1 protein-coding gene is annotated in these 1,614 nt (G+C 56.2%); it reads left to right on the forward strand.

Annotated features, from left to right (window positions below; genetic code table 11):
- The first annotated feature begins 134 nt into the window (after positions 1–134).
- Positions 135–1,577, forward strand: coding sequence for a YfjI family protein (locus tag ACFQPB_RS23805; RefSeq protein WP_382228898.1), 1,443 nt, complete (start codon positions 135–137; stop codon positions 1,575–1,577).
- Positions 1,578–1,614: the final 37 nt, after the last annotated feature.

Consider the following 1,614-nt stretch of genomic DNA (forward strand, 5'->3'; position numbering starts at 1 on the left):
CCTGGCGCACCGCCTCCATTTTGAACTCTTGCGTGTACTGCGCACGCAACTGCTTGTGTGTCATCTCTCGGCTCCTTGTCGATATTTTCAACAAGGCTAAGAGCTCCACTTTTCGGGGGCAACCTCAACCTACCATGAAACTTCTCGATGTACCCCAACACGTGCTTGATTTGATCAAGCTCAGCGAAGCTGGACCTTCGGATGAATGGGCAGAACCCGAGCCGCTGACGCAACAACTCAAACCAGTGCCTGCAATGACCGACGCCATGCTGCCACCACCGCTGCGTCCATGGATCAAGGACGTGGCGTATCGCATGCAGTGCCCCGTGGACTTCGTTGCAACCGCTGCCATTGCGGCGCTCGGTGCGGTCGTCGGCACGGGCTGCACAGTGCGCCCCAAACAGCTCGACAACTGGACGGTCGTGCCGAACATTTGGGGGGCGATCGTGGCCCAGCCCGGCAGCAAAAAGAGCCCTGCCATCAGTCAGGCACATGCTCCCATCGCTTGGCTCAACCACGAAGCACAGCAAGCCTTTACCAGCTCCCACGCTCAGTACCGGGCTGATGCGGTCGCACGCGAGCTCGAAATCGCCAATCTGAAAGCTGAGATCAAAAAGCTGAAGCCGGGCCAACTTGTTCCTGCGACTCCAGGTGGTCCGGCGACTCGCGACCCACGGCAAGAATTGATGGCTCTCTTGCAAACCCCGCTGGTTGAACCCAAGCCTAAGCGCTACTACACCAACAACTCCACCATTGAGGCACTTGAGGGAATTTTGGAAACCAACCCGCGCGGTGTGATGGTGCTGTGCGATGAGTTGACTGGCTGGATCAATAGCTTTGAGAGGTCAGGTCGCGAAGGTGAGCGTCAAGGGTATTTGACAGCATGGAATGGGGCTGACAGTCACCATGTTGACCGCGTCGGCCGAGGATCTATCTACATCGAAAATTTTTGCGTCGCCGTGTTCGGCGGCATTCAGCCGGACATGCTTGAGCACTACCTTTATGAAGCGAAGTCCGAGCATCGCAACGACGGTTTAATTCAGCGCCTGCAGTTGTTGGTGTATCCGGATATAGAGACATCGACCTCGCTGATCGACGCCATCCCCGACACCAAGGCGACGCAGGCTGCTTTGAGCATCTTCAAAACACTTGCTGGCGATTTGACTGCGTTGGCGCCCACCACTGCAAACGACGGTACGTTCTTTCACTTTGAAGCTGAGCACGCCCAGGGCCGATTCAACCAGTGGTACGTCGACCTGCACGCGACGATTGCCAACGACGACGACAGTCTGATCAAGGAGCACTTGAACAAATACACCAAGCTCGTCCCAGCATTGGCGCTGCTTTTTCACCTGGTAGACATTGCAGACGACATGTCGCTGGCGAATCAGCCGATCCCGTTGACCACTCTCGAACGTGCCATAGCGTGGGGCGATTACCTCGAAGTGCATGCGCGCCGGGTCTACGGGATGGCGACAAACTACGCCTGTTGGCGCCATTTGAATATTGACCCACCCTGCCGATTCAATATTGACCCAGGGCGGGTTGCTGATTCTGGGATCAGCAACTGTGGATAAGTCTACCCAATATCTGGTTTTAGCTTCTCCCTCCTTG

It is taken from the genome of Hydrogenophaga atypica, assembly GCF_042665215.1.
GTDB lineage: Bacteria > Pseudomonadota > Gammaproteobacteria > Burkholderiales > Burkholderiaceae_C > Hydrogenophaga > Hydrogenophaga defluvii_A.

Bases quoted from the DNA above. Each gene is read 5' to 3' on its own strand.
- ACFQPB_RS23805 (WP_382228898.1), top strand. From the start codon at position 135: ATGAAACTTCTCGATGTACCCCAACACGTGCTTGATTTGATCAAGCTC.